We start from the raw sequence: 24,387 nt of genomic DNA, 5'->3' as shown, positions 1-24,387 counted from the left end.
AGATGTTTTATTCTTTTTAATCGAGATTCTTAAAATAATCGTCTATTTCTTCTTTGTAATAGGGCGTATATGATGGCGGAATCGTCTTAATCAGTTCTAATTGCTTTTCTTTCGCTTTTAAATATTTCTCTAAGGACGGAGGATATTCGTTTGGCTTCTGATCAGCAGTTTTAGATTCGCGCGTGTTATCCCACTCACGTTCCCGAACAGATTTTTCTGCTTCTAATAAACGTGTCTGGATTTCGCGCTGACGCATGATGGTCTCGTTGGTAATGTTTTTGTTTACCAAATCGCGTTCCGTTTGTTCCATCATATCACTCAACTGCTTCAACTCATTGCCCGGCTTCCCACCCTGCTCTTTCATCATCTTTTCCATTTCCTGTAAAGACTTTCTAAGCATCTCCTGTTCTGCCGCCAGTTTAGCCAATTCTTCTGAATAGCTTTTTCCGCTTAATCCGCTTTTCTTCAGCTGTTCAATTTTTTCACTCAGGCTCTTCTGCATCTGGCTCATATTACCCGGCTTTGGTTTTCCTGAAGCACCGGGCTTAGGCTTATTGCATTGTGCACTACCCATTTTAGGCTGTGAGCTTGCCATCTCCTGCTGCATTTGTTTTAACACTTCATTCAGCATCAGTGCCAGGTTATTCATAGAAGTCATCGCATACTGCTCATCCGCAGCAGCCAGATCCGGCCGGCGTTCTTTAATGTGTTGTACGGCTGCATCCATATGTTGGTTCATGGCTAAAACCTCTTTTGTAACAAATGCTTCAATCTGGGGAACACGTTTCGCTAAGGCATATAAGCTGTCCTTAATGATTTTTGTTGCGTCTTTTAATTTAACCTGCTGCTGCCCCAGGGTGATGTATCTTGGATCTGTCTGCTGTACCTTGCGGAACTCTTTCATCAGTGCTTCCTGATCAAAAGAAACGTGAAGCAGGTTATCCAGTATCTGCCGCAGATCTTTCATATTTTCAGCCGCTTCTTCAGCCTGCATGTCCTGCTGCATCTGCTGCATTTTTTCAGACATCTTTTTCATTTTGTCTGCCGCACCTTTCTGAGAAGCTCCTGCCTTTTTACTCTGGTTATTTTTTAATTCCTCGCTGCTTTTCTGCATTTCCTGATCAATATCCTGCTGCTCCTGATCAAGATCTTCTAACGGTTTTTTGTTTTCTAATTCTTTATTCAACTCTTCAAGGTTTTTCATTTCCTCTTTTAATTGATCAAACTCCTTGTTGAGCTCTTCCTGCTCCTTAACAAGTTCTTCTTTTGGTATTTTCTGATCCAGTGTTTTCTCCGCCAGTTCCTCTTCTTTTTTAGCCAGTTCCTCGAGTTTTTGAATATTGTTTTCCAGCTCGCGGTCAAACTGCATCTGCTTGAAAAGTTCAAGATTACGTTCCAGTTCTTTCTCCAGGTACTTATCTTTATTTGTAAGGTTTTTTAACGCCTTGTCTAAATCTTCTTTTTTGGCATTCTCCTGAAGCAATTTTTCAAGTTCGGCCATTAATTTCTTCGTCTCTTCATCCAGCAGTTGATTCATCAATTTTTCCAGCTGCTTCATTTTTTCGGCTAATTCCTGAGAAGCAGGATCAAATTTATCTTGTTTTTCCTGAAGCTTTTTAAGGTTTTCCTGAAGTTTTTCCAGCTCTTTTTCCAGCGCCTGATTCTTTTTAACCATCTCTTCCATCGCTTTTTTATCCTGCCAGCTCAATTGCTTTTTAGACTTAAGGCGTTCTTCCAGCTGCTGCATTTCTTTTTGCAGTTGCTTAGCTTGTTCTGCCACTTCCTGGAATTGATTGGATGCAGACGTTGAAGCAGTTTTTAATTCTTCTGATAACTCTTCTTTACTTGGTATTTTCCAGGAGAATACGGAAGACTTTGTACTTTTTGAACCATTTACGCCATCATTATCAAATACTTCTAAATAATACTCCAGCTCCTGTCCCGGATTTATTTGAACGGAATCAATGTTCCATGTGAAATAAAAAGTCTGATTGGACTTACCGGTTTCGATCGGAATAGTTTTGCTTCCTTTTTTTACCGGTTTCTTAGAAGCATCTTTTAATACGTAATGCAATTGCAGTCGATTAATTCCATAATCATCTGATAATGAACCTCCAAATTGAATTGCTTCCATCAAGGTAGAGTCTCTGAACTCTTCCACCAATAGTGCCGGATACTGATCTTTAATAACGTGCAGACTATATTGTATCGGTGCCGGTTGGTTTAGTTTGGATTGATTAACGAGCAAGGAGTATTTATCATCGTTTCGAATGGTTTTTTTGAAACGGAATGTTTCTCCATCTTTTTCTCCTTTGACTTCTTTCCCTTTTTCACTTTCAAAAGAAATGAATAAGGTTTCCGTGTGAACGGTTTCTATGTTCCACGTGGCGGTCGTTCCCTCAGGTATGGTCAGGTTTCCGCCATTTTTAATGGATTCAGCTGGTTTCTTAAGATATGCCGGATAATTTAAAACAATATCCAGGCCTTTGATATCAGGTTTAACCTGCACATCAAGATTGTATTCAGCAGATCTGAAACCGGCAGCTTCGAAAGCAAATGTTTCTTCCCGCTGAACATTTTTAAAATCGTAGGTAAAAACACCGTTGGTTTTACGCTTCAATTTAAAACGCTGATCGTGAATCAGAATATAACATTGATCCGGAATTTCATTTCCGATCAATTCCAGCTCTACCTCAACATCTTCATTTTTGTAGGCAGACAAATTTTTATTCAAAAGATTGAACTGAAACGGTGCCGGTTCTAAAAATTGCTTATCAAATTTAATTATACGGTTTGCACTATCTGTTAATAAACTTGGTATAACAATTAATAATATGATTATTAGAAATATAGGTGGTAGAACAAATCTGAAATATTTACGGTTTTCTGATAGATCAATCGCACCAGAAAATGTAAAGGTATTTAGCTCTTTTGTCTTTTGTTTGATACTGGCCAGAATGAGATCGTTGCTGGATCGGTTTGTACTGGCATGAAGCTGTAGCGTATTGGTAAGCTTGTCTTTTATCTCCGGAAAAAATTGTCCGATTTGTCTGGATGCTTCTTCATTGGATAATGCCTTATCAAGCTGTAGCAGCTTAATGATCGGATTTCCTACCCAGCTGATTAATGTATAGCCAACACTGGCCATAAGCAATAAAAGAAAAGATAAACGGACGATACTATTAAACCTGCCATAATGCTCAGATAGAGCAAGAGCTAAAAATACAGCAGACAATAATCCAATAGTGATTAATGAACCACGCACCAATCTGTTTAGATAATACTTCTTTTTGTATTGTCTGAGATTGGATAATAACTCATCGTATGTTGTGTCATGCACCATGTATACAATAGATTGAAATACTATAGTATGTTATGAGAAAAAACCCGTAATATATTTCTTGTGAAATTATTACGGGTTTTAAATGATTAATATAGTTCTTCTACAACGAAGATTCTCTCAGTGTTATTTTGCTTCGCTCTTAGAAGGAGTTAAATAAACAGCTGTGAAATCTCTGTATTGCATTGCGTTGTTCGGGAAGTTTTTAACAGTTGGCTGCATTAATCTGTATGCTTCATCGTACCATAATACTACGATTGGAGCTTCATACATCGCAACTTTTTCAGCTTCTAAGAAATATTTATAGGCATCAGCATCAGTTTGAGCTTTTAAACCTTTTTCATATAACTCATCAAATTTGCTGTTTTTGTAACGTGCCATGTTCGGGTAAGAAGAACTTGAAGGACCTGCAGGTACGTTTTTACCATACAAATACCAAAGGAAGTTTTCAGGACTCGGATAATCAGCAATCCAACCTACACGGAACAGATCTGATTTACCTCCGATCATGTTATCGATCAATGTTGCAGTAGTAACTACATTTGTTTCGATTGTGATGTTCAGGTTGTTTTTTAATTGTGTTCTTACTTCCGATGCTACAGCTTCATTTCTTCCGCCGTCTGAGTTAAGCTCAAGAACAATTTTAGGAACATCTGCACCGCTTTTGAAACCGGCCTTTTTAAGGTAATAGTTTGCAGAATCTAAGTTTAAGGTATATCCGGTAATTGATTTTGCATCATATTGAGGGAAAACGTTTACCGGTGTAATTCCCCAGAAGCCAGGAGCATCGCCTTCACCATCCAATACTTTATCCAAAATCATTTTTCTATCGATACCAAAAGAAATTGCTTTACGAAGATTAATGTTGCTGAACATTTTTCCCTGGTTTGCAAAAGAAAGGAAGTGCACAGCCATTTCAGGATTTTTCTGTAATTCATACATTCCGTATTCGCCGGTTTTCTTTACAGATTGTTCTTCAATATCAATAATGAAGTCAGTTGGTAAACGGTACATCATGTGGAAATTGCCTTTCTTAAATTCGATCAATTCAATTTTACGATCTTTTAAGAATTTAACAGCAATACCATTCAAATAAGGAAGTTGGTTACCTGCTTCATCTTTCAGGTAATAGTTCGGATTTTTTAATAAGTTAACGGAAGTTCCTTCGTCAATGCTTGAAATAACAAATGGACCTGTCCCTACCGCTTTAACACGCATTTCCTGGCCATATTTTTCATATGCTTCTTTAGCAAAGATAAATGTGAATGGTCTTGCAAGATTGTATGGGAAAATAGAGTTTGGCTCCAGTAATGTAAATTCAATTGTATACGGATCAATAACTTTGATACCTTCTACTTCAAATTCAGGTTTTTTTCCGCCGGTACTTGCTTCATAGTAAGCATCTGCACCTTTAAGAATTCCCTGGAACATGCTGAAACCTTGATTTTGCTGAGGATTAGATGTACACAGTAAGCTGAAGCAATATTTCACATCTTCTGCAGTAAACTCACGGCCTTTTCCTTCTGGGAAACAAGCGTTATCATGAAACTTAACACCTTTACGAAGTTTAAATGTGTAAATCGTTTGTGTTTCATCAACGGTATAGCTTTCAGCCAAGCCATTTGTAAGCTGCAACGAATCCTGTGAGAATTTTAACAAGCCTTCATAAACCTGAGATGCAATTCTGTATGAAGTAGCATCAGTAATGTTATGCGGGAATAAATTTTTAAGAAACTCGGATTCATTGTACTTAAAAATTCCACCAGAATATTTACCGCCTTTGGCTTCTATTAATGCTTCAGCATTTTCAGATTTTCCGTCTTTGTCATTGGAACAAGATCCCATTACAAAAACTGCAAGTAAAAGTGGTAGTAACGATTTTTTCATTGTATCGTGAGAAATTATAATGTACTTATATTAACAATTTTTTCTTATACGCAGCATGCGAATAAACGTTAATTATTTTAGTATAGCAATATACCAAATTCTGAATAGAAACAAATTTATTAGGGAATAATTTCTAATAAAACAGGACAATGGTCAGAATGTATGGCATCCGGTAAAATTACGGAACGCTTTAATTTCCCAACCATTTCCTGTGTTACTGAATGATAATCAATTCGCCAACCCAGATTTTTACCTCTTGATCCGGCCCGGTAACTCCACCAGGTATAGTGGTGCGGCTCTTCATTAAAATGCCTGAATGCATCAACAAAACCGGAGTCAAAGAATTTACTCATCCATTCGCGCTCTTCAGGTAAAAAACCCGACGTCTTGGCGTTTGATTTTGGATTATGAATATCAATCGCTTTATGGCAGATGTTATAATCTCCGCACACAATTAAGTTAGGAATTTTTTTTCTTACTTCTGAAATATAAAGCAGGAAATCATCCATCCATCCAAACTTAAATGCCTGACGGTCATCGCCGCTGGAGCCTGACGGCATATACACATTCATTACCGAAAATGTTGGATAATCAGCACGGATCACACGGCCTTCGAAGTCGTATTTTTCAATGCCGCAGCCATATTCAACATGCACAGGAATTTCTTTTGTACAGATTGCCACACCGCTGTAGCCTTTTTTCTGTGCCGGAAACGCGTAGGTAGTGTAACCCAGGGCTTTAAAACTTTCTACATCAAATTGATCTACAGATGCTTTGATTTCCTGAAAACACAGTACGTCTGCATTGGTTGCTTTAACCCAGGTTAATAAGCCTTTTGTAATTGCAGCACGAATACCATTTACATTATAGGTGATAATTTTCATTCGGAAAGAGAATTTTGTCCATCGGTTTCAGATGAAGGTTTAGGCTTTATAATGGGTTTTAAATGACTGACATTTTTGGCCGTCTTTTCCCGCTCCCGTTCATCGTGAATATGCTCTTCAAAATATTCGATCATGTGAAGCTTCAACAGATCTTCCTGTTCTTCAAGGCTTAATTTCGGAACAGGCTTAACAGCTTTATAATGCGGCCAGCCGTCTGAATCAAGGCCTTCCCATTCGTAATACCCGGATAAACTTAACAGCTTGCAGGTAGCAATATGCATTAAGTCCTGTTTTTCTTCTTTGGAAAATGTTTTTTTCCCTTTTCCTAGTTCATTTACGCCGATAAGAAAAAGGAGTGTATTGGTTGTAGGTTTTTTTCCCGTAGTGCGGATAAAAAAGTACATCAATCGCTTCCAGTCTTTATTTAGATCAAGATCTTCAAATTCCATATACTTTTTATCAAAAGGAAATACTAATTTAACACGCAATTAGCTAAGGAATCATTTTTTATGAAAAAAATTTTTAAAAGCATCGCAAATAGCGCGAATTGCCTGGCGGATGTATTGTTCCCGCCGCATTGCCTGGTGTGCGATTCAGGATTAGTACTTGGCGAAACAGATGTCTGTTCAACCTGCCTTTCAACATTGCCAACGGTAAATGATGATTATTCTCCCGATTCGTTGTATCTCCGTTTGTCGATTGAATTGCGGCCGTCTTTTGTGTGGGCGTATTTGCTTTTTGATTCAAAAAACAAAACACAGAAAATTTTACATGCTATTAAATATGGCGATGCACCGGATATAGCCGTTCGGCTGGCAATGATCTGGACTGACCGGATCAGAGAGTCATTGGTAGAAGCTGATGTAGATCTGATTATGCCCATCCCGCTTCATAAATCAAAATTACGGAAAAGAGGTTATAACCAAGCTACAAAAATTGCTGAAGGCATACAAAAAATTGTTCCCATACCAATTGAAGAAAGCGTATTGATCCGCAAACGCAATTTATTTATTCAGGCAAAAAGCAAACGTGCAAAACGATTTGAAAATGTAAAGCAGGTATATGCCATTCAACATATAGAGAAAGTTGCGGGCAAACATATATTACTTGTTGATGATGTATTAACGACAGGCGCAACGCTGGAAGCCTGCGGACTGTTATTAAAAAATGCAGGAGCTGCAAAAGTGAGTGTTGCTTTGCTTGCAATGGTAGCAGATTGAACAGGACTTATATTATATAAAATAAAAAACCCCGTCACGCTAGTAGTGTGACGGGGTTTTGAAATGAAAGTCTATCTATTAATAGTTTGTTCCGGCTTGAATCATTGCGCAACGGAAACCGATAGTAGCTGTACAAGAATCTTCAGCTAAATATCTTCTTGTTCCAGGAGACATCCAGTAAGCAACGTCTTTCCAGGAACCACCTTTGTATACACGCACGTGATCATCAACCAACGATTGGAAACCTGCTTTATCGTATCCTTTTTCTTCATCTAAGAAACCGTTACGACGTAATGGGTTTAAGTCATCAAATGTTTGGAAAGATAATGGACGGTAAACATCGTAAACCCATTCGTTTACGTTACCTGCCATACAATATAAACCGAAATCATTTGGCGGGAATTCGTAGATGTAAGTAGTAATCATTGCACCATCGTTCAACTTACCGGCGATACCAGCGTAGTCACCACGACCTCTTTTAAAGTTTGCAAGGAACATACCCATTTGTTTTCCATACGGGTTACGTAATGCGTGACCATCCCATGGATATAAACGTTTGTGTGTTTGGTTTTCATCTAACCATTGGTTACCGATAAGTGCCTGAGCAGCATATTCCCACTCAGCTTCAGATGGTAAACGGTAGTTTGGAAGAACGACACCAGATTCCAATGGAATACGGCCGCCACCTTCAGGAACATCGATACCTGCATTTTGTGCAAGTTGATTGTTCACTACTGTTGTTCTCCAGATACAGTAATCGTTTGCCTGAATCCAGTTAACACCAACAACCGGGAAATAACGGAAACCAGGATAACGGAAATAGTGATCTACGTATGGATCGTTGTATGCAAGTTCAGATGCCCATACTGTTGTATCAGGCAATGCAGACTCATAAAATTCCTGAGATGAGTCACGCTGAACATAAAATAAATATTCTAACCAGTGGATGTTCGCTATTTCAGTTTCATCCATATAGAATGAAGCTACAGTAACCGTTCTTTCAACGTTATCACCGTTTTTCATCAAATCTTCTTCAAATGAACCAAGAACTGTACGTCCACCTTCGATGTATACCAAGTTTGGACCTTCTGGCTGACCAGCATAGTCTGACACTTGAAATCCATTTTCTTCATTGAAGGCCATACCAGTTGTTGTGCTGGAACCTCCCGGATTAATGCTAGTAGGGTTCCCTTTGCTACACGAAAAAAGAAGTGAAGCACCCGCTACTAAGACAACCGCATGTTTGATAACACGATTCATTTTCTTCATAAACTGTTTAATTAATAGATAGTCTTTTCCAATTCAGTGTGCTAATTTATCCACATTATATCTAAAATCCAACAAATCAAAGGAAATTTGATACTTGAATTTAAACACAGTTAATAAACAGCTATATACACACTCAAAATTTATCCTTTCAAAAGGCCCCAGGGAGACTTTTATGGAAAACTTATTATGCAAATACCGATAAAGCTAATATTTTAAAGAGATAAATCCAACAATTTTATCAAATCGGCCTCTTTAATTTCATTTAATGGAATAATAGAAGACTCCCGATCTCCTACCCGGGTTTTTTTAGAACCATAATATAGGTGCGTATCTGTTTTTTGAATGGAGATACACGTGACAGCAGCACCTATTGGTAAATTCGGACAAACCCATTGTCCGGAAAGGTCATTTTCCAATGGAATTATACTCATCAACGAATCAAATACAATATAGTTATGTACCTGGACTACTTTTTTTTCAGAAACAGGTAACCTGAATGTTGCAATGAAGTCTGTTTTCGTTCTCATATCATCATAAAAACGGTCGCAGTTGATCCAGCCGAACTTTTGGATAGAAAAAAAATATGTATGTAAGACGGCCTCTGTCTGAGAAATTTCTATGGGTTCATCTTCTTCTGCAACAAAATCATATCCGGTTTCCTCATAAATGGGTGCTATTGATCCGTCCACTTCCCAATTCATATTACCCTTGTCATTTCTCTTCCCCTGAAAATAAATCATGTTTTCCTGAACTTCCCTGGGTAAGCGGATACGGAGGGCATTTTCACAGGTTATTTCTATCGCTTCTCCATTTTCAGCATATGCGTGTACATAAATAGATCCATCGCTCTCTAACATCCTGCCATTTGAAATGGTATAGGCACGCTCTTTCAGCAAGGCTGCTTTTGTATACAATTCTTTCAGTTCAACCGTGATTTTTTTCTGCGGCACACCGGATGAAAAATTTAAACATACCGGATTAATAAAAAGTATGGTTCCTTCTATACCATATAATATAGTATCTGAATGTGTATCAACAGTAAATGACTGAAGCGGTACAGATAAAATTTTTGTTAAATCAGGAAGCAACGGTTTCGTGTTGTTTTTTATTTCCGGATACTGATATACCTGGCGCATACCAATTGTACGATTCATCGGGGCACAGCTGAAAAAGAACAGCAGCGTAAGCATAACATACCAGACAGCATTTTTCATATACATCGGGGTTTATGAAAACATAATGCTATGCAAGTATTTAGTTACAAAAAAGTTGTTTAAAAATTTTCCTGCACCGTATATAAAAATTTTTTCACATGGACTGTATCTTTTTTCTTTCAGCACATTATTCAATCAAAGAATAAACTATTCACGTAACCGATTTGAATTATGTCAACAGGAAAAGAAACACCCAGACAACGCATGATTGGTATGATGTACCTTGTGCTTACTGCCTTGCTTGCCTTACAGGTAAGTTCTGCAATTATTGAAAAATTTTATGCCTTGAATCAAAGCATGGAAACCACGGTCAATAATGGTATTCAATATAATACAGATCGATTAGCCATCATTAAAAAAGCAGTTGCAAACAGAGGAAATTCTGCAGCTGATCAACAGACACAAACACAGGCAGAAGAACTGAGAACCAAAACGGAATCGGTTGTTTCATTTATGAATAAGTTGAAAACAGAAATGATTGTGAAAACCGGTGGCTACGATGAAGACGGGAATCTTAAAGGAGCGAAGGAAGAAACAGAAGTTGAAGTATATATGCTGGGTACAAATAAATTGAATGGCAAAGCATATGAATTACAGAATAAATTAAACGAGTACATTGTATTTGTTAATAAAAGCTCAGGTATGAATTTTTCAAAACTTGCATTAGATGCAAAAGATGATCCGATGTATCAGAACAATGCGGATCAGAAAAATAAAGATTTTGCGCAGTTGAATTTTGCTCAGACGCCCCTGGTTGCAGCCATGGCTGTTGTAAGTGATTTGCAGACAAAAGTTACCAACATTGAAAGCACATTAATGAATCAGTATTTAGCAACTCTTGGTCAGGATGATTTTATGGTAGATAACATGATTCCGATTGTACGTGCTAAAAGTAAATATGTGCCGGCGGGTACAACGTATGAAGCAGAAGTTTTAATGGCGGCATCCTCCAGCTCGCTTGCACCAACCATGCAGGTAGGTACACAGGTATTAACTGTAAATAAAGAAGGAATCGGTTCATATAATTTTAAGGCCGGGGGCGGAGCATATTCTGCAGATGGTTTGTTAAAGAAAACGTGGACAGCACAAATAAAAATTAAAAAACCAAATGGCAAGGATACATTATATACAGTAAGCGAAGATTACTTTGTTGTGAAACCGGTGATACAAATACAGTCTGCAGCACAAACGGGTTTATATTTTAATTGCGGAAACAAAGTAGATATTATGGTACCTGCCTTAGGTGCTGAATACAATCCGGAATTTAAAGCAACAGGCGCAACCGTTAAATCTACCGGCACAAAAGGGCGTGTATATATTATTCCAAATGCTGCTTCAACAAAAATTGCTGTGTATAACAAAGGACAATTTATAGGAGATGAAAATTTCAACGTAAAAGCAATTCCAAAACCAACCATTGAAGTCCGGGTAAATGGCCAGCTGATAAATGCACGTACAGGTATTTCACACATGGCGTTAAAAAATATTTCGATCAAAGCAATTCCGGATGCGGACTTTGCAGCCAGCCAGCCGGAAGATGCAATGTATAAAGTGACGGAATGGGAAATTGATTTTGGACGCGGAAGAAGACCTGTTCCCGGTCTTCCGAAAATGACACCATCAGACCAGCTGGTAAGCATGAGTGGAAAGGCACAGAATCTTCAGGACAAGGACATGATTTTTGTAACACCTAAAAAAATAATGCGGAAAAATTATTTAGGAACGTGGGAAGAAGTTAAGGTCGCATCCACACCGATACTGATTCCGATACTGGAAAATTAAAATAAAAACCCCTCACGAAAGTCTGGGGTTTTTTTATTCCTTAAATAAAATCACATATCTTTAAAAAAGATCTATTAAGTGTTAAATAATTTATGAAGCACATTCCGTTTTTTACATTGGTGCATCAAAACGCTTTCCTTGAAAAGGAAATAGAGTTTTTTTATAAAGAACTGCATGCCGAGGCCTGGTATATTTTAGGAAAACGCGTTGCTCAATTTGAAAAAGCATATGCTGCCTATAATAATGTGCGGCATTGTATTGGCGTAGGAAATGGATTGGATGCATTAACACTTTCGCTGCGTGCATTAAATATTGGAAAAGGTGATGAAGTGGTTGTTCCGGCAAATAGTTTTATTGCAACGCTGCTGGCGGTTACACAGGTAGGTGCAACACCCATTTTAGCTGAGCCCGACAAACACACATTTAATATAACAGCAGAAGAAATTAAAAAAAAAATTACGTCAAAAACCAAAGTAATTATTCCCGTTCATTTATATGGTTTGCCTTGCGCAATGGAAGATTTAATTTCTTTAGCAGAAACAAATAATATATTCATTGTTGAAGACAATGCACAGGCACATGGTGCGACCTACAAAAATCAAAAAACGGGAAGTTTTGGAATTGCTAACGCAACAAGCTTTTATCCGGTGAAACCACTTGGTGCTTATGGCGATGGCGGTGCTGTTACAACGAATGATGCCGGGCTGGCAAGACAGATCCGCTTGTTGAGCAATTATGGATCAGAAGAAAAATATTATTATGAAACGACCGGGATAAATTCCCGGCTGGATGAAATACAGGCCGGCGTATTGTCGATCAAACTCAATTATCTTGACCGATGGAACGAAGAACGGATTCAGCTTGCAAACCTTTATTCAGAAATATTAAAAGATACAGAAGGAATTGTACTTCCGGTTTCTTCACCAGACTGCAAACATATTTACCATCAGTATGTGATTCAATCAGACAAAAGAGATCTGTTGAAAGAGCACTTAAAAAAACAAGGTATTGAAACAGGTATCCATTATCCGGTGCCGCCACATCTGCAAAAAGCATATGACTTTTTAAATCTGCAAAAAGGCAGTCTGCCGGTTACAGAAAAGCTGTCAGAAACGATTTTAAGTTTACCTATCTATAACGGAATGAAAAACGAAGATGTGGAATATGTGTGTGAAGTGATAAGAAATTTTATAAATAAAAAAGTTAAACCAACAGTGCAATGATGGTTGAAGTTAATTGAAGGAATACAAATTGCATCAGAAAAATACAAAGGTCGCAAAAACAATCTCATTACAAATTGTTTTGCGACCTTTGCGTTTAGTATGTTTAAAGATCAACTCTTACTCACTACCATATCCTTCAAACATTCCACCCAGGTAGGGTTTGTATTTAAACTTTCAACCAGTTGCCAGTCTTTACCGCCGTGTTCTTCAAATAGTAATTTATATTCTTCTCCGCCTTCAACCGTTGTTTCTAAGCAATCTGCAATAAACGATGGTGAGAAAAATAAAATACTTTTCTTTCCTGCTTTGCCCAGTTCTTCAATGTTATGATCTGTGTATGGTTTGATCCACGGTGTTTTTCCCAAACGCGACTGGAACGAAACAGAATACGATCCTTCGGCCAAACCCAATTCTTTAACCAGCAAACGGGTTGTTTCATAACACTGTGCACGGTAGCAATATTCATTTCTTGAACCATAAACCTGACAGCAGGTACCTAATTTGCACTGGTCGCCGATGGAAGCTTTTTTAATCTGTCTTTCCGGAATACCGTGATACGAGAAAATGATATGATCCCAGTTTCTTTCAGCCAGGTATTTGCGGCCAATTTCAGCAAAGGCTTTTATGAATAACGGATGATCAAAAAATTTCGAGATTACTTCTATGTGCGGTGTGATTTCCCACTTACCTAATACACGCAGTGCTTCTTCAACGGCAGATCCGGTAGAAGCAGAAGCATATTGCGGAAACAGGGGAACTACAATTACTTTGTTATAGCCTTTTGCTTCCAGTTCTTTTGCTGCTGATTCTATAGACGGGTTCTGATAACGCATACCCAGCACAACTTTATATTCATCGCCCAACGCCTGTTGCAGTAATTCCTTCACAGCAACCCCATGAAACATGAGCGGAGAACCCTGTTCCGTCCAGAGTTTTTTATATTCATGAGCCGATTTAGGTGCACGGAAAGGTGCTATGATCATGTTAATCAGCAGCCAACGGTTAAGCCAGGGAATGTCAATAACACGTCTGTCCATTAAAAACTGGCGCAGGTATTTGCGTACGTCAGGTGTATTTGGACTGTCTGGTGTACCCAGATTAATGAGAAAGACAGCTGTTTTGGATTTTTTATTAGGCAATGCCATAGAAACATATTTAATTTGCAAACTTAACAAATAACTGTTTTAAATTTGTGATTTTAATCAGGAGATGCATTTATATTTCTCATTATCTGATTTCGGTCAAAAAGTTAAAATAGCTGGTAAATACGTATAAAAGAGAATCATGGAAAATAAAGTAGTTGCCCCAGCCGAAAACGGCCTGATGAAAAAAATCGTTTCGCACGCGAAAGAATATGGTTTTGTTTTTCCTTCATCAGAAATCTATGACGGGTTGCAGGCAGTATACGATTACGGACAAATGGGTGTTGAATTGAAAAACAACATCAAAATAGTTTGGTATAAAGCAATGACGCAATTGAACGACAACATCGTTGGTATCGACGCGTCTATCTTTATGCATCCGTTAACCTGGAAAGCTTCGGGCCACATTGATGGTTTCAGCGATCCGATGATCGATAACAAAGATTCGAAAAAAAGATACAGAGCCGATGTGCTTGTTGAAGAACGCGCGGCACAAATGGAAGCTGCCGGTAAAAAAGACGAAGCCGATGCACTGGTAAAAAAACTTGCACGTCTGCTTGAAGCTGATGATTTGAAAGGTGTTCAGGATCTGATCACCAATGAAAAAATTACGTGTCCGGTTAGCGGAACATCAAACTGGACAGAAGTACGTCAGTTCAATCTGATGTTCTCTACACAAGTAGGTTCGGTTGCTGAAGATTCAAGCACCATTTATTTAAGACCGGAAACAGCACAAGGTATTTTTGTAAACTTCCTGAACGTACAGAAATCAGGCCGTATGAAAATACCGTTTGGTATTGCGCAGATCGGTAAAGCATTCCGTAACGAAATTGTTGCGCGCCAGTTTACCTTTCGTATGCGTGAGTTTGAACAAATGGAAATGCAGTTCTTCATCCGTCCCGGAACGGAAATGGAATGGTACAACAAATGGAAAGAGTCACGGTTGAACTGGCACAAAGCAATTGGTTTGCCGGCAGAAAAATTGAAATTCCACGATCACGAAAAGCTTGCACACTACGCAAATGCTGCGGTAGATATTGAATTTGAATTCCCGTTTGGTTTCAAAGAAATGGAAGGCATCCACTCACGTACGGATTTCGATTTGGCGAACCACCAGGAATTATCGAAAAAGAAACAGCAGTATTTTGATAACGATATTGATCCTGTAACAGGAAAAGCATTTGGTAACTATGTTCCGTTTGTGGTTGAAACGTCGGTTGGTGCAGACAGATGTTTCCTTGCCGTCTTGTGCAATGCATATACCGAAGAAACAACGGTAGAACAAACAGAAGAAGGTGAAAAAGTGAAAGAACGTGTGTACTTAAAATTACACCCGACTTTGGCTCCTATCAAAGCAGCAATTCTTCCGATCACAAAGAAAGACGGCTTGCCTGAAAAAGCAATGGAAATTTACAACGAATTGAAATACGATATCAAGGTAACGTATGAAGATAAAGATTCGATCGGTAAACGGTACACAAGAAATGATTTAATCGGTACGCCATTCTGTATCGCGGTTGATCACCAGACATTAGAAGATAATACAGTTACGATCCGTCACAGAGATACAACCCTGCAGGAAAGAGTTCCGATCAGCGAATTACGTCTGAAGATCCGCAAAGAGACGAGCTGGAGAACGATTTTGGAGAAGGTGTAATTTTCATCTATATAATTTTAAAGAAGGCTTGTCGGAAGACAGGCCTTTTTTTTATTCTGCAGTGAAAACATTCCCTTATTTAAAAAGAACATTAGAAGTTATAGAGTCTGTTGAAATGTAATAACAAATTTTTTTACTTGTTGTTTTTTCCAACTCAATTTCAACTTCATCGTCATTGAACCATTTTTACTTTTTCACGCCATGCAAAATGCTATCATGGCAATGAATTATTTCCTTTTGGATTTTATATCCGTTAAGATGATAATAAAATAAATTACAGACAAAATCATATTCGATGAAAATCCCCATTATCGGGAGTTTATATTTTTTAGCATTTGAAAATAAATGTTATATCATCCGGTTTTTCATGATTGAAATATTGAATCGTAAACTATACGAACACAGGGTAATAGTGATTTTACTAAATATTGCTGTTTTCTCACCACTGGTTCATACCTTTTTCAGAATTTTTATTAACTTAAAAATCCGTACTGTTTTAACCTTAAATAAACTTTTTATGAAAACACTTTTAAGTCTTTTTGCATTATGTATGCTAGGTATATGTGTGCATGCACAGAATGTTCGTCTTCGGGATTATACCGTTGGCGAAGAGATTAACGATACCATTTTTTCCTATTATGGCAATCTTCCTTTCAGCGGCAATGGTGATATTTATTTTGGAGGAAATGTTACTGCTGAATTAATGCCGGGAGTATCTTTTAAAATTGTTATTGACAGCATCAACAAGGGCGAATCTTCAGTAAACACAGCATTCCGCGTAGAAGGAGATGAAAATATTGCAATTAAAAAAGGCGATACGGTATCCATGCCGGTACGTTTGAGATTGTTTGCAGGAAAAATTGGTTTTCATATACTTGTACATGGCACACCTTTAACAGCAAACGAGGAATATTTATGTGATCTTGTTTTTGCGCAGACAACAAGTGAGGATTGGGGATTAGTGCTTGTCGACAATAGCAATACGTTATGTACCGTTGATTTGACAACGGGTATAAAAAAGAAGTTATACACTAAAAATATTTCTGTTTATCCGAATCCGGCAACTGGTGACATTACGCTAAATGTTGCTGTGGACATGGTTGGCTTTTCTTACAACATTTCTAACGCCATGGGAAGAGTTGTAACTTCAGGAAATATAAGTGATGCGTTTTCAGTTGTTTCTGTAAACGATTTATTGCCGGGTGTATATTATGTGATTGTTGAAAATGCAGCACCGGTAAAAATTATTAAGCAATAAATTAACAACTAATTCTATAAAAACAGGAAAGGCTCATCACACGATGAGCCTTCTTTTGTTTATAAGGTATGTGAATGAATTAACCACCAAACACCGGATAATCCGTGTATCCTTTTTCATCTGCTGAATAGAATGCATCTGTATTCAGTTTATCAGACAATGGCTGATTATTTTTTAAACGTTCAACCAGATCGGGATTGTTTATAAACGGTCGTCCAAAAGCCACGGCATTTGTAAGTCCGGTGTCTATTGCTCTTTCAGCAGCAGCCTGATCAAAGCCGCCGCAAAGAATAATGGTATTGCTAAACCCGGCACGGATTTTTTCTTTGATACTTAACGGCACTGCAGGCGCACCTATCGCGGAATGATCTACCACGTGGATATAGTCAATACCTAAATCGTTTAATGCTAGGGCCAGGTATTCATATGTTACTTCAATATCCGGATACGGAGGCATATCACTGGCAACGCCATATGGAGAAAGCCGGATACCTGTTTTGTCTTTGCCGATTGCTGCTGCAACCGCTTCAACAACATCCAGCACAAATTTACACCGTCTGTCAATACCGCCGCCGTACTCATCGCCGCGCATGTTGGTATGCGGAGAGATAAACTGTTCCAGTAAATAACCGTTCGCACCGTGCAATTCAACACCATCAAAACCTGCTTCGATCGCGTTTTTAGCAGCCGTTACAAATTCTTCTTTGGTCTGTAAAATTTCTTCTACCGTCATGGTTTTTGGAATCGGATAATCCTGCATCTGTAACGAGTCAGTCCACATTTGTCCGCCAGGCTTTACCGAAGATGCCGATAAAATGCTTGCGCCTTCAGGCATATTAGCCGGGTGACTGATACGGCCGGTATGCATCAGCTGTATTACAATTTTACCGCCTTTATCATGTACCGCCGTAGTTATTTTTTTCCAGCCTTCAACCTGCTCTTTGTTGAAAATACCCGGTATGCGCGCATAACCCAAACCGTTTGGTGAAGGAGACGCTCCTTCGGTAATAATAAGCCCTGCGGTTGCACGCTGACCATAATAGGTTGCCATCAAGTCGTTGGGAATATTGCCTATAGCTCTGCAACGCGTCATCGGCGCCATTACAATGCTGTTCTTTAAAGAGATAGAACCAATTTTCAAGGGTTCAAATAGGTTAGATGTTTTCATTTGGATAAATGTATACGTTGAATAAAAGTGTATTGAAAGATATAAGAGTTAACAGATGTGATTGGTTCATCTTAATAAGTTACCAAAAGGTAAGCACTCCGTTTACAGAAGGTATAAAAAATAGGCGAATAAAAAAACAACGGTTAAAATAGAAACGCCATCAAGGTTTAAAACTTTATCCCTCGGTGTGTGGCACACAGAACGAAATCAGTGTCGTTCTGTGTGCCACACACCGGGGAGAGATATTATTCATCTGTTGAAACTACTTCTTCAATCTCTTCCAGCTTTTTAGCTGTATATGGCCCAGATGTTATATACGAGATAATTCCTTTTTCATCGAGTACAAAAAAATACGGTTCATCGTTTTCTGTAATGTTCAAAGATTTCTTATAAGAAACGAACTCACCGATATAGGTTAAGATATACGGTTGCAATTCTTTTTGTGTCTGCGCCTGAATGGTTTTAACAATATCTCCGCCGGCAACTTTATTGGTACCGGTAACAACTGCCACAAAGTAGGTATTCACATTATATACTTCTGTGGCAAACATGGTTTTCTTTTTTTGAATGAATGTTTGATACGCAGGCTGGTACCAGGTCTTCAGACTTTCTTCCGCTTTTTTTGAAAAGGCGATCCCAATGATGGTATATTTTCCTTTTACACTATCTGGTAAAGAAAAAAGCTGTCCGTTTAATTTTTTACTGTCCAGGTGCGGAAATGGTTTTCCCATCTGTGCGAAAGATGTTGTGATCGCGGCTGCGCTTATAAAAAGGAATACGATTAATTTTTTCATAGTAGTTTACGGTTACTTGATACTTTTTACTAACGTTTTGATGCAGTAATCTATTTCTTCTTTTGTATTATTTCTTCCAAAAGAAAAACGCACATAGCCCCAATCGTCTTTAGCGCCAATAGCTTCTAATACATGAGAACCAATATTTGTGCCACTTGTACAGGCACTGCCGGCAGAGGCTGAAATTTTCGCAATGTCTAAATTCATCACCAGCATTTCATTATTTTCTGATGGAGGCAAACTGACGTTCAATACATGCATCAGGCTTTTATCTATATCAGCAGATTCGCCATTAAATAATAAGCCGGGAATTTTATTGAGTTCTTCAATCATGTGTTTTTTCAACCCGGTAATGTGGTTGCGGTCAGCTTCCATACGTTGATAGGCAAGTTCCAACGCTTTCGCCATACCTACAATGGCTGGAGTATTTTCAGTACCGCCACGCATGTTACGTTCCTGTGCACCGCCGTGCATATAAGGATAAATAGCAGAACCGGACTTCAGATATAACAGGCCAATTCCCTTGGGTCCGTGGAATTTGTGTGCGGAGCCTGCAATGAAATCAACCGGTAAAGAATATAAATGCAAAGGATAATGACCAATGGTCTGCACCGTATCACTGTGAAAGAGTGCTTTATACTGGTGACAAAGATCGCCGGCTTTTTTCAGATCCAGGATATTTCCGATCTCATTATTACCATGCATTAAACTTACCAATGCATTCGGGTATTGCTGCAGCAGTGATTCCAGATGTGCCAGATCAATAACACCTTTTTCATTTACGTCTACATAATACACAGAGACCCGATGCAGCTTTTCCAGATACTGGGCTGTATGCAGTACGGCATGGTGTTCCAGCCGGCTGGTGATAATGTGTTTGATGTTGTGTTTTTCAACCGCGCCAATGATTGCCGTATTATCTGCTTCGGTACCGCCGGAAGTAAAAAAGATTTCAGCAGCGGTAGTGTTCAGCAGATCGGCAATTTTTTTACGCGCGATCTCAATAGCCGACCGCGTTTCGCGGCCGTGCCCGTGGATAGAAGATGCGTTTCCAAAGTGGTCCGTTAAATAAGGCATCATGGCTTCCAGAACCAAAGGATCTAAAGCCGTGGTTGCAGCATTATCTAAGTAAACACGCATTGGTATCAAGTACTTCTTTAATGTCAGCGATTATTTTATGTGCCAGATTATCGGCAGTTGCATGTGTATCTGCTTCTGCATAAATACGGATGATCGGTTCGGTATTTGATTTGCGTAAGTGCACCCAGCCGGCATCAAAATCAAAACGTACACCATCAACCGTAATCATAGGTGTTTTAGCGTAGTGTTCCTTAATCTTTTCAATCACGCAGTCTACATCAATTTCCGGGGTCAGTTCAATTTTATTTTTTGAAATAACATAGTTGGGATAACTGGCGCGCATCATGGAAATCGATTTTCCATATTTTGCCAAATGAGAAAGGAACAAAGCAATACCCACTAACGCATCGCGGCCGTAGTGCAGTTCCGGATAGATCACGCCGCCATTGCCTTCGCCGCCGATCACGGCTTTATTTTTTTTCATGGCCGTAACTACATTCACTTCGCCGACAGCAGAAGCAATGTATTGTTTGCCATGTTTTTCGGTAACATCTTTTAATGCTTTTGTAGAAGATAAATTGGAAACCGTATTGCCTGGCGTATGTTTTAAGACATAATCCGCAATAGCTACCAGCGTATATTCTTCACCAAACATTTCACCGTCTTCGTTCACAAAGCATAAACGGTCAACATCCGGATCCACAACAATACCTAAGTCATAATGCCCTTTTGCAATTTCATTGGATATGAAAGAAAGGTTTTCCGCCAGTGGTTCCGGGTTGTGCGGGAAATGTCCATCGGGTTCGCAGTAGAATTCTGCAACCTTTTTAACACCCAGCGCTTTTAACAATAACGGAAGTGCAATACCACCTGTAGAGTTCACACAGTCGATGGCAACGTTAAAGTCTTTTGCTTTTATAGCTTCAATATCAACTAACGGCAATTTTAAAATTGCATCGATGTGTTTTTGAATATATGTATTGTCTTGTCTGTAAGAACCAAAATGTTTTACATCAACAAATTCAATGTTTTCTTTTTTAGCCAGTACAAGAATTTTTTTACCGTCGCGCTCGGAAACAAATTCACCGTTTGCGTTTAATAGTTTCAATGCGTTCCATTGACCGGGATTGTGACTGGCAGTGATGATGATACCACCTGCCGCTTTTTCCCAAACAACAGCCATTTCAACGGTTGGTGTTGTTGACAAGCCTAAATCGACAATATTAAAACCTAAGCAACGCAGCGTTTCAGAAACGATGGAAGAAATCCATGGTCCGGATAAACGCGCATCACGGCCAATTACTATTGTATTGCTTTCAGAGTTCGTTTTTGCCCAGGTGCCATATGCTGCTGCAAATTTTGCTACGTCGATGGGCGTTAATGAATCTCCTGGTTTTCCACCGATTGTTCCGCGAATACCTGAAATAGATTTAATTAAAGTCACAGTCAAAAAGATTTTGTTTCATACCAAATTTACAAAAAGAAACCATTACAATCTTTTCTTTTAAAAATTATACAAACAAATATTTTATCAACAACTAATAAAAAATTATACCTCAAAAGAAGTATAAGTGGCTATAATATGGTTATTTGTTATATAAACGTCCTATTCGTATGAATTCAAGAGAAGAACAGTTAAAAGCCTTTGACAGATTGTTAACCATCATGGATGAATTGCGCGAACAATGTCCATGGGATAAGAAGCAAACCATTGAGAGCCTGCGCTATTTAACAATTGAGGAAACGTTTGAACTTTCGGATGCCATCGTTGAAAAGAACATGGATGAAATCAAAAAGGAACTTGGCGATATCATGCTGCACCTGGTTTTCTATGCACGTATTGCTTCTGAAACAAAGGAATTTGATATTGGAGATGTTTTGAATGCGCTTTCGGAAAAGATGATCCGCCGCCATCCGCATATTTACGGAGATGTAGAAGCAGAAGACGAAGCAGCTGTAAAAAGGAACTGGGAGCAGATCAAGATGACGGAAAAACCCAAAGAAGAATCTATTCTCAGCGGTGTTCCCAAATCATTACCGGCAATGATAAAAGCAACACGTATACAGGAAAAGGCAAGAGGTGCAGGATTCGATTGGGAAGAAAAAAAGCAGGTTTGGGAAAAGGTTGAAGAAGAACTGGCAGAATTCAAACAGGAATTTAATATTGAAGACGATAAAAAAATTGATGCATTTAAAGCCGAAGGAGAACTAGGCGATTTATTTTTCTCCCTGATCAATTACGCGCGTTTCCTGAATATCAATCCCGAAGATGCATTGGAACGTACGAACAAAAAATTTATCAAACGGTTTCAGTATTTAGAAACCGAATCCAAAAAAGACGGCAAGCAATTAAATACCATGAGCCTGGCAGAGATGGATGAATATTGGAATGCTGCAAAGAAAGCGTAGGGGCGACCTTTACGGTCGGCCTCTATAAAAAACCAACGGGTAGCCGCGAGGGCTACCCCAACATATTCAATACCATTCCCAAAATCACCAACCCCACACCAACGGAGGATTTGACACTGATGAACTCTCCGAAAAAAGAAACTCCATAGACAAAGGAAAGTATGATGCCCAGATAGTATACATACGAAATATTTTTAACTTCTTCGTGTTTATAGGCTTTTGTCAGAAAGAGTTGGCCAACGTGTGTAGTGATTCCGATCAAAACTAAAAACAACCATTCCCGTGCATCTGGTGTTTCCCATTGCAGAATTGCAAAAGGCAACATGAATGGAATAGTAATGAATGGAAAGTAAAACATGATCACCGATGTGTCGTCGGTGTCGCGCAGTTTGCGGACTACAAAGTGCGCGGTTGCTGTAAAGAAAGCTGCGCATAAACCTAATATAATTCCCAATGCCGGGAGTTCATCATCAAGGCCTTTCATCAGCAAAACACCCACAAAGGAAACAGCGAAGAACAGCCATTTTATGTGCGGTATTTTTTCTTTCAGAAAAACGAAGGCCAGAAATAACGTAAAGAAAGGAACCAGATTGCCGATGGTTACAGCTGTTCCCAAGGGAAGCATTTGTATGGAATAGAAAAAACAGATGAGGGAAAGCATGCCGACCAAACCACGCAAGACGAGAAATGTTTTATTATTTCCCCAAACAGAAACCTTAGCTTGTTTAATCGCGATACAACAAAATACGATTGAGAAAACGGATCTTAGAAAAATCGTTTGTACAACAGGAATGTCCGGGATCGCTTTCACGCATAAATGCATGAGAGAAAACGATACGATCGAGAGAAGCATGTAACGGATACCTGTTGACATAACGGGTAAAGAGTTTTTGTATTAAGTACTTAGTACAAAAATCATTTGATTTTACAGATCTGTTCAATACTTAAAGCGATTTTGTACCTAATGCTCTGTACTCCGTACCCAATACTACTTTTCTTCGCCCACATAACGTTCCCACTTATCCAGTACCGCCTGCATGTCTGCCGGAAGTTCGCTATCAAACTGCATTTTTTCTTTCGTTGTAGGATGTATGAAGCCCAGTGTTTTTGCATGCAGTGCCTGACGAGGCAATAACTTAAAGCAATTTTCAACAAACTGTTTGTATTTACCTGTTACAGTGCCTTTGACAACTGAATTACCGCCATAACTCATGTCATTAAAAAGCGAATGACCGATGGATTTCATGTGCGCACGGATCTGATGTGTTCTTCCCGTTTCCAGGTTACACTGGATCAAGGCTACATAATGATAGGCAGCCAGTGTTTTGTAATGCGTAATGGCAAGCTTGCCGTCTTCTTCGTTTTCGTAAGTAGTTACGAGTTTGCGGTCTTTTGTACTTCTGCCTAAATAATTTTTAATGGTACCGCTTTTAGGATCCGGCACGCCCCAGCAAATGGCATAATAGGTACGTTCTATGCTGTGGTCCGCAAATTGTTTTGCCATAAAGGTCATGGCGTAATCTGTTTTTGCAATTACCAATAAACCCGAAGTATCTTTATCAATACGGTGGATCAAACCCGGACGGATTTTTCCGTTCACGTGTGTAGGCAGGTTTTCAAAGTGATATGCCAATGCATTTACCAACGTACCTGTCCAGTTACCATGCGCAGGATGTACAACCATCCCTGGTTTTTTATTTACGATCAGGATCTGATCATCTTCATAGACAATATCAAGCGGAATATCTTCCGGGATCAATACATCTTCGCGTGGCGGATGCGGCAGAGAAATGGTAATGACGTCGCCGGGTCTGACTTTATAGCTTGCTTTAGTTGATTTATCGTTTACTTTAACAGAGTCTATTTCAATACCATATTGTATACGCGAACGGGTAGCGTACTGAATACGCGACATTAAAAACTTATCGATGCGCATAAGAGACTGACCCGGGTCGCAAACAACCCGATGGTGCTCAAATAATTCGTCTTCACTAAAGCCGTCTTCTAATTCTTCCGGTATTTCATTTTCTGCCATAGGTGCAAAGATACGGAAAATACAG

The 24,387-nt window shown here is 38.9% G+C and carries 19 protein-coding genes; 6 read left to right on the top strand and 13 right to left on the bottom strand.

Going from position 1 to position 24,387, the window contains the following annotated elements; genetic code table 11:
* Nucleotides 1-16: 16 nt before the first annotated feature.
* From CHU_RS17000 to CHU_RS16985, 4 genes are all read right to left on the bottom strand, one after another.
* Nucleotides 17-3,343: a DUF4175 family protein gene (locus tag CHU_RS17000; RefSeq protein WP_041932473.1), complete on the bottom strand. Its 3,327-nt coding sequence runs from the start codon at nucleotides 3,341-3,343 to the stop codon at nucleotides 17-19.
* A gap of 123 nt (nucleotides 3,344-3,466) precedes the next feature.
* The gene (locus CHU_RS16995) at nucleotides 3,467-5,227 is read right to left on the bottom strand and encodes an ABC transporter substrate-binding protein (RefSeq protein WP_011586838.1); all 1,761 of its coding nucleotides are present in this window, start codon (nucleotides 5,225-5,227) and stop codon (nucleotides 3,467-3,469) included.
* Nucleotides 5,228-5,346: 119 nt separating this feature from the next.
* Nucleotides 5,347-6,111, bottom strand: coding sequence for an exodeoxyribonuclease III (locus CHU_RS16990; protein WP_011586837.1), 765 nt, complete (start codon nucleotides 6,109-6,111; stop codon nucleotides 5,347-5,349).
* Nucleotides 6,108-6,560 (bottom strand): hypothetical protein, encoded by a 453-nt coding sequence (locus CHU_RS16985; RefSeq protein WP_041932472.1) that lies wholly within the window; start codon nucleotides 6,558-6,560, stop codon nucleotides 6,108-6,110. Before CHU_RS16985 ends, CHU_RS16990 begins: the two co-directional genes overlap by 4 nt.
* A 60-nt stretch (nucleotides 6,561-6,620) precedes the next feature.
* Here CHU_RS16985 and CHU_RS16980 point away from each other — a divergent pair, with 60 nt between their 5' ends.
* On the top strand, nucleotides 6,621-7,331 hold the full coding sequence (locus CHU_RS16980) for a ComF family protein (protein WP_011586835.1): 711 nt from the start codon (nucleotides 6,621-6,623) through the stop codon (nucleotides 7,329-7,331).
* 78 nt (nucleotides 7,332-7,409) lie between these two features.
* On the opposite strand, the gene gldJ is transcribed toward CHU_RS16980, so the two are convergent.
* Both gldJ and CHU_RS16970 read right to left on the bottom strand, forming a co-directional pair.
* Nucleotides 7,410-8,600: a gliding motility lipoprotein GldJ gene (gldJ, locus tag CHU_RS16975; RefSeq protein ID WP_011586834.1), complete on the bottom strand. Its 1,191-nt coding sequence runs from the start codon at nucleotides 8,598-8,600 to the stop codon at nucleotides 7,410-7,412.
* 212 nt (nucleotides 8,601-8,812) lie between these two features.
* Complete coding sequence (locus tag CHU_RS16970; protein ID WP_238379305.1) at nucleotides 8,813-9,814, bottom strand: hypothetical protein; 1,002 nt, start codon at nucleotides 9,812-9,814, stop codon at nucleotides 8,813-8,815.
* 171 nt (nucleotides 9,815-9,985) lie between these two features.
* Between CHU_RS16970 and gldM the strand changes: the two genes are divergently transcribed.
* Nucleotides 9,986-11,596 carry a gliding motility protein GldM gene (gene gldM, locus CHU_RS16965; protein WP_011586832.1) on the top strand — a complete coding sequence of 537 codons (1,611 nt, stop codon included), beginning with the start codon at nucleotides 9,986-9,988 and terminating at the stop codon, nucleotides 11,594-11,596.
* A gap of 92 nt (nucleotides 11,597-11,688) precedes the next feature.
* Complete coding sequence (locus CHU_RS16960; RefSeq protein WP_011586831.1) at nucleotides 11,689-12,819, top strand: DegT/DnrJ/EryC1/StrS family aminotransferase; 1,131 nt, start codon at nucleotides 11,689-11,691, stop codon at nucleotides 12,817-12,819.
* Nucleotides 12,820-12,929: 110 nt separating this feature from the next.
* Here the strand turns inward: CHU_RS16960 and hemH are convergent, their stop codons facing one another.
* A complete protein-coding gene (gene hemH, locus CHU_RS16955) occupies nucleotides 12,930-13,964 on the bottom strand; it encodes a ferrochelatase (protein WP_011586830.1) in 1,035 nt (344 codons plus the stop codon).
* A 139-nt stretch (nucleotides 13,965-14,103) separates the two neighbouring features.
* Here hemH and CHU_RS16950 point away from each other — a divergent pair, with 139 nt between their 5' ends.
* Nucleotides 14,104-15,618: a glycine--tRNA ligase gene (locus CHU_RS16950; RefSeq protein WP_011586829.1), complete on the top strand. Its 1,515-nt coding sequence runs from the start codon at nucleotides 14,104-14,106 to the stop codon at nucleotides 15,616-15,618.
* Nucleotides 15,619-16,135: 517 nt separating this feature from the next.
* The gene (locus tag CHU_RS16945; protein ID WP_177254175.1) at nucleotides 16,136-16,876 is read left to right on the top strand and encodes a T9SS type A sorting domain-containing protein; all 741 of its coding nucleotides are present in this window, start codon (nucleotides 16,136-16,138) and stop codon (nucleotides 16,874-16,876) included.
* A gap of 79 nt (nucleotides 16,877-16,955) precedes the next feature.
* On the opposite strand, the gene CHU_RS16940 is transcribed toward CHU_RS16945, so the two are convergent.
* From CHU_RS16940 to glmM, 4 genes are all read right to left on the bottom strand, one after another.
* Nucleotides 16,956-18,044 (bottom strand): alkene reductase, encoded by a 1,089-nt coding sequence (locus CHU_RS16940; protein ID WP_011586827.1) that lies wholly within the window; start codon nucleotides 18,042-18,044, stop codon nucleotides 16,956-16,958.
* A gap of 245 nt (nucleotides 18,045-18,289) precedes the next feature.
* The gene (locus CHU_RS16935; RefSeq protein WP_011586826.1) at nucleotides 18,290-18,838 is read right to left on the bottom strand and encodes a hypothetical protein; all 549 of its coding nucleotides are present in this window, start codon (nucleotides 18,836-18,838) and stop codon (nucleotides 18,290-18,292) included.
* A 12-nt stretch (nucleotides 18,839-18,850) separates the two neighbouring features.
* Entirely contained in the window at nucleotides 18,851-19,978 is a 1,128-nt protein-coding gene (locus CHU_RS16930; RefSeq protein ID WP_011586825.1) for a cysteine desulfurase family protein, read from the bottom strand.
* Nucleotides 19,959-21,362 (bottom strand): phosphoglucosamine mutase, encoded by a 1,404-nt coding sequence (gene glmM / locus CHU_RS16925; protein ID WP_011586824.1) that lies wholly within the window; start codon nucleotides 21,360-21,362, stop codon nucleotides 19,959-19,961. The genes CHU_RS16930 and glmM overlap by 20 nt, the downstream gene beginning before the upstream one ends.
* Nucleotides 21,363-21,532: 170 nt before the next feature.
* On the opposite strand from glmM, the gene mazG reads away from it, so the two are divergent.
* On the top strand, nucleotides 21,533-22,327 hold the full coding sequence (mazG, locus tag CHU_RS16920) for a nucleoside triphosphate pyrophosphohydrolase (RefSeq protein ID WP_011586823.1): 795 nt from the start codon (nucleotides 21,533-21,535) through the stop codon (nucleotides 22,325-22,327).
* Nucleotides 22,328-22,379: 52 nt separating this feature from the next.
* Here mazG and CHU_RS16915 read toward each other — a convergent pair whose 3' ends face one another.
* Nucleotides 22,380-23,201 carry a DMT family transporter gene (locus CHU_RS16915; protein WP_011586822.1) on the bottom strand — a complete coding sequence of 274 codons (822 nt, stop codon included), beginning with the start codon at nucleotides 23,199-23,201 and terminating at the stop codon, nucleotides 22,380-22,382.
* 114 nt (nucleotides 23,202-23,315) lie between these two features.
* Entirely contained in the window at nucleotides 23,316-24,362 is a 1,047-nt protein-coding gene (locus CHU_RS16910; protein ID WP_011586821.1) for an RluA family pseudouridine synthase, read from the bottom strand.
* Between the last annotated feature and the right edge of the window lie 25 nt (nucleotides 24,363-24,387).

It is taken from the genome of Cytophaga hutchinsonii ATCC 33406 (genome assembly GCF_000014145.1).
GTDB lineage: Bacteria > Bacteroidota > Bacteroidia > Cytophagales > Cytophagaceae > Cytophaga > Cytophaga hutchinsonii.
This window is presented reverse-complemented; position numbering and strand designations above follow the sequence as displayed.

Bases quoted from the DNA above. Each gene is read 5' to 3' on its own strand.
- CHU_RS17000 (WP_041932473.1), bottom strand. From the start codon at position 3,343: ATGGTGCATGACACAACATACGATGAGTTATTATCCAATCTCAGACAA.
- CHU_RS16995 (WP_011586838.1), bottom strand. From the start codon at position 5,227: ATGAAAAAATCGTTACTACCACTTTTACTTGCAGTTTTTGTAATGGGA.
- CHU_RS16990 (WP_011586837.1), bottom strand. From the start codon at position 6,111: ATGAAAATTATCACCTATAATGTAAATGGTATTCGTGCTGCAATTACA.
- CHU_RS16985 (WP_041932472.1), bottom strand. From the start codon at position 6,560: ATGGAATTTGAAGATCTTGATCTAAATAAAGACTGGAAGCGATTGATG.
- CHU_RS16980 (WP_011586835.1), top strand. From the start codon at position 6,621: ATGAAAAAAATTTTTAAAAGCATCGCAAATAGCGCGAATTGCCTGGCG.
- gldJ (WP_011586834.1), bottom strand. From the start codon at position 8,600: ATGAAGAAAATGAATCGTGTTATCAAACATGCGGTTGTCTTAGTAGCG.
- CHU_RS16970 (WP_238379305.1), bottom strand. From the start codon at position 9,814: ATGAAAAATGCTGTCTGGTATGTTATGCTTACGCTGCTGTTCTTTTTC.
- gldM (WP_011586832.1), top strand. From the start codon at position 9,986: ATGTCAACAGGAAAAGAAACACCCAGACAACGCATGATTGGTATGATG.
- CHU_RS16960 (WP_011586831.1), top strand. From the start codon at position 11,689: ATGAAGCACATTCCGTTTTTTACATTGGTGCATCAAAACGCTTTCCTT.
- hemH (WP_011586830.1), bottom strand. From the start codon at position 13,964: ATGGCATTGCCTAATAAAAAATCCAAAACAGCTGTCTTTCTCATTAAT.
- CHU_RS16950 (WP_011586829.1), top strand. From the start codon at position 14,104: ATGGAAAATAAAGTAGTTGCCCCAGCCGAAAACGGCCTGATGAAAAAA.
- CHU_RS16945 (WP_177254175.1), top strand. From the start codon at position 16,136: ATGAAAACACTTTTAAGTCTTTTTGCATTATGTATGCTAGGTATATGT.
- CHU_RS16940 (WP_011586827.1), bottom strand. From the start codon at position 18,044: ATGAAAACATCTAACCTATTTGAACCCTTGAAAATTGGTTCTATCTCT.
- CHU_RS16935 (WP_011586826.1), bottom strand. From the start codon at position 18,838: ATGAAAAAATTAATCGTATTCCTTTTTATAAGCGCAGCCGCGATCACA.
- CHU_RS16930 (WP_011586825.1), bottom strand. From the start codon at position 19,978: ATGCGTGTTTACTTAGATAATGCTGCAACCACGGCTTTAGATCCTTTG.
- mazG (WP_011586823.1), top strand. From the start codon at position 21,533: ATGAATTCAAGAGAAGAACAGTTAAAAGCCTTTGACAGATTGTTAACC.
- CHU_RS16915 (WP_011586822.1), bottom strand. From the start codon at position 23,201: ATGTCAACAGGTATCCGTTACATGCTTCTCTCGATCGTATCGTTTTCT.
- CHU_RS16910 (WP_011586821.1), bottom strand. From the start codon at position 24,362: ATGGCAGAAAATGAAATACCGGAAGAATTAGAAGACGGCTTTAGTGAA.